General features: G+C 61.8%; 3 protein-coding genes. 2 read left to right on the top strand and 1 reads right to left on the bottom strand.

The genetic code is table 11. The annotated features are described in order from the left end of the window. Nucleotides 1-74 precede the first annotated feature (74 nt). Nucleotides 75-1,955 carry an AMP-dependent synthetase/ligase gene (locus NW853_RS10925; RefSeq protein WP_414349020.1) on the top strand — a complete coding sequence of 627 codons (1,881 nt, stop codon included), beginning with the start codon at nucleotides 75-77 and terminating at the stop codon, nucleotides 1,953-1,955. Here the strand turns inward: NW853_RS10925 and NW853_RS10920 are convergent. Then, nucleotides 1,952-2,272 (bottom strand): hypothetical protein, encoded by a 321-nt coding sequence (locus NW853_RS10920; protein ID WP_414336065.1) that lies wholly within the window; start codon nucleotides 2,270-2,272, stop codon nucleotides 1,952-1,954. The genes NW853_RS10925 and NW853_RS10920 overlap by 4 nt on opposite strands. A gap of 214 nt (nucleotides 2,273-2,486) precedes the next feature. Between NW853_RS10920 and NW853_RS10915 the strand changes: the two genes are divergently transcribed. Then, nucleotides 2,487-3,800, top strand: coding sequence for a (Fe-S)-binding protein (locus NW853_RS10915; protein ID WP_414336066.1), 1,314 nt, complete (start codon nucleotides 2,487-2,489; stop codon nucleotides 3,798-3,800). The last annotated feature ends 59 nt before the right edge of the window (nucleotides 3,801-3,859 follow it).

Here is a 3,859-nt window from a genome sequence, read left to right as displayed (position 1 = left end):
GGAACTGTCCTGGGGGTGTCTGGGGAAAAAGCCCAAGTTCACTAGACTGTAAATGTGATTTAGGGTACAGATTTATGACGACTGTCTCCGCTGCTGCTACCCCCGCTAGCACGACGCTGCTCAACATCTGGCAAGTGTTGGCCGAAAAGTTTGCCGATCACACTGCCCTCAGGGATCCCCATGCCCAGCCAGTCTTTGAGATTTCTTATGGTCAGCTCTTTCGCCGCATTCAGACCTTGGCTGCCGGTTTGCAAGCTTTGGGCATTCGCCCCGGGGATCGGGTGGCCATTTTTGCCGATAATTCCCCCCGCTGGCTGATGGCGGATCTGGCCACGCTGTTTACGGGAGCGGTCAATGTGCCCCGCAGCGCCGTGGCGGATCCGGCTGAGCTGGGCTACATTTTGCGTCACTCCGGCAGCACGGCTTTGATTGCCCAGGATGTGAAGACCCTGAGGCGGGTGCAGCCGGTTGTGCAGGAGCTGGGCCTGGAGCGGCTGCTGCTGCTGTCCGATGAAGAAGAGCCGGGGGTATTGAACTTTTCTCAGTGGCTGCAGAAAGGGCGGGAAGGCCGCTACGAGCCGCCGCGGCTGGAGCGATCCCAGTTGGCCACCATCATCTACACCTCTGGCACCTCTGGTCGCCCCAAGGGGGTGATGCTCAGCCACGGCAACCTGATGCACCAGGTGGAGAACTTGAGTGTGGTTGTACAGCCCCGGCCAGGGGATAAGGTGCTGACCATTCTGCCCACTTGGCATTCTTATGAGCGGGCCTGCGAGTATTTTCTCCTCAGCCAGGCCTGTACGCTGGTCTATACCAACCCTCGCTTTATCAAGCAGGATTTGCAACAGGAGCAGCCCCACTATCTGGTGGCAGTGCCCCGCATCTGGGAGACGGTTTACGAAGGGATCCAGAGACAATTAAAGGAAAAAAGCCCCCTCATGCAGCGGCTGATCCGCACCTTGATGGCGGCCAGCGAAGGCTACGTGCTCGCCGGGCGGATAGCCGGCAACCGGTCGATTTTGCATTACGATGTCAGCCCTTGGGTGCGAGTGGGGGCCCGCCTGCAACAGGGGCTGCTCTGGCCTGTGCACCGCCTGGCCGATGCGCTCATCTACCGCAAGGTGCGGCAAGCTTTAGGCCCCAATTTTCAACAGGCCATCAGCGGCGGCGGATCCCTGCCCGCCTATCTGGACCTGTTTTACGAGGTGGTGGGCATTTCCATCCTCAACGGCTACGGCCTTACCGAAACCTCGCCAGTGCTGTGCGCGCGCCGTCCCGACAACAATGTGCGCGGCACGGCTGGCCCCCCCTTGCCAGGCACGGAGTTTCGCATTGTGGATCCGGAAACCCGGCAGCCGCTGCCCCCCCGTGCGAAGGGGCTGATCCTGGCGCGGGGGCCGCAGGTGATGATGGGCTACTACAACAATCCAGAGGCGACCGCCCAGGTGCTCAGCCCCGACGGCTGGTTTGAAACAGGGGATCTGGGCTGGCTCACCCCCGACGGGCAACTGGTGATCACCGGCAGGGCCAAGGACGTGATCGTGCTGCTTAACGGAGAGAACGTCGAGCCCCAGCCGCTGGAAGATGCCTGCCTGCAATCCCCTTACATCAGCCAAATGGTAATTGTCGGCCAGGACCAAAAGAAACTGGCCGCCCTCATCTACCCCAACCTGGACGCCCTCAAGGCTTGGGCCGCCGAGCAAGGGATCCCGGCTGCTGAGGCCGAGCTGCTGGCCCACCCGCAGGTGCGCGCGTTGATCTTGCGGGAGGTGCAAACCCGCATCCAGGAACGTCCCGGCTACCGGCCCCACGAGCAAATTGCCGACTTCCGCTTTTTGCCAGAGCCCCTGAGCGTGGAAAATGGCCTCCTGACCCAGACGCTGAAGATCAAGCGCAACCCAGTAGCCGAGCGCTATGCCCACCTCATCCAGGAGATGTATCCGACAGGGAGCTAAGTTTGGGATCCCCGTTGTTGCTCCAGGTGGCGCCGGAAGGTCTCCGGGGGAATGGCCCCCCGGTAGGCCCCACAGTAGTAGAGGGTGAGCACCGCCTTGTAGGCCCAATCGGTCGGCACCACGTCTGGGAAGGGGCTGGGCAGGGTGTCTGCTTGGTTGGCGGCGCAGGCCTGCAAGATCTGCTCCGTGGTGAGCTGTTCGGCCAGATCGGGGGGCAGCTCCCGCAGGTTGGGCTGGGCCAAAGCCGCTCCAGATAAGCTCAAACTGGAGAGAGCTGCGCCCACAAGAGCTTGGGTGAGGAGGTCTTGCACTTGCATTGGAAATGATCGACGAGGAGAAATCGGTCGGGTAAGTCCCTTCTCTAGGGTAGTACGGATGCAAAGAGCGTTTGGATCTGGATAGAAGTCTCAGCCGCTCTGTTCCCAGATTAAGATGCAAAAAAACCCGGAAGCAAAAGGAGACGGCGGGATCCCCGAACGGCCAATCCTCTCCTTGCGGGGTTGATGAAGTGTTGAGAACAGGTCGAGGCCAATGAGCTCATCCAAAGGGCCAAGTTTTGACAGCCTGGATCCGCCGGATCCCAAGCTAATCGATGCCTGTGTGCACTGCGGGTTTTGTCTGACCACCTGCCCCAGCTACCGCGTCCTCGGCAAGGAGACAGACTCGCCGCGGGGGCGCATCTATCAGATGGACGCCCTCAATCAGGGGCAGATTTCCCTTTCGGTGGCCACGGTTTCCCATTTCGATACCTGCCTGGGCTGTTTGGCCTGTGTTACCGCCTGCCCCTCAGGAGTGCGCTACGACCGGCTGATTGCCGCCACCCGCCCGCAAATCGAGCGCAACTACCCACGCGGTCTTTGGGATCGCCTGTACCGCCAATTTATCTTCTTCCTCTTCCCCTACCCGGAGCGGCTGCGGCCTCTGCTTTGGCCGCTTTGGCTCTATCAGAAGATGGGGATCGGCGCCTGGATCCGCCAAGGGCTGGAAAAAGTCTCCCCGCGACTGGCGGCTATGGAATCGCTCATGCCCCCTCTGGAGGTGGAGCAACTGCTGCCCAAGCGCTACCCGGAGCAGATCCCGGCGGTGGGCGAGCGCCGCTTTCGCGTGGGGCTGATCCTCGGCTGCGTGCAGCGCCTGTTTACCCCGCAGGTGAACGAGGCCAGCATTCGCGTCTTGACCCACAACGGCTGTGAGGTGGTGATCCCGCCTGCCCAGGGCTGTTGTGCGGCCTTGCCCCACCACCAAGGGCAACTGCAGCAGGCAGAAGCCCTAGCCCGCCAGATGGTGGATGCTTTTGCCGGCTACGAACTGGATGCCATTTTGGTGACTGCCTCCGGCTGCGGCCACACCCTCAAGGAGTACGGCCACCTTTTGGCCAAGGATCCCGACTACCACGAGAAAGCGGCCCAGTTTGCGGCCAAAGTCAAGGATATCCAGGAGTTTCTCGCTCAGGTGGGGCTGACTGCTCCCCTGTACCCCCTGCAGCCGGATCCCTTGGTGCTGGCCTACCAAGATGCCTGCCACATGCTGCACGGGCAACGCCTCAGCCAAGAGCCGCGGCAACTGCTACGCCAGATTCCGGGGCTGGAGCTGCGGGATCCCGTCGATGCCGCCCTCTGCTGTGGCAGCTCCGGCGTCTACAACCTGCTGCAACCCCAGATAGCAGATGAGCTGGGATCCCAGAAGGTGGCCAACCTCCTCAACACCGGTGCCCAGGGGATTGTCTCCGCCAACATCGGCTGCCGCCTGCAAATCCAGAAGCACCTGCAGGGCAAAGCCGGGATCCCCATTTATCACCCGATGGAACTCCTGGATCGCGCCCTGCAACCGGCGGCAACTCCCTAACCCCCCTCTCCCTCTGGGAGAGGGGCCGGGGGTGAGGGATGGGAGAGGGGCCGGGGGTG

The organism is Synechococcus sp. H55.11 (genome assembly GCF_047462475.1).
GTDB lineage: Bacteria > Cyanobacteriota > Cyanobacteriia > Thermostichales > Thermostichaceae > Thermostichus.
This window is presented reverse-complemented; position numbering and strand designations above follow the sequence as displayed.

Excerpts from the sequence above, each read along its gene's own strand:
- NW853_RS10925 (WP_414349020.1), top strand. The coding sequence starts at position 75 with ATGACGACTGTCTCCGCTGCTGCTACCCCCGCTAGCACGACGCTGCTC.
- NW853_RS10920 (WP_414336065.1), bottom strand. The coding sequence starts at position 2,272 with ATGCAAGTGCAAGACCTCCTCACCCAAGCTCTTGTGGGCGCAGCTCTC.
- NW853_RS10915 (WP_414336066.1), top strand. The coding sequence starts at position 2,487 with ATGAGCTCATCCAAAGGGCCAAGTTTTGACAGCCTGGATCCGCCGGAT.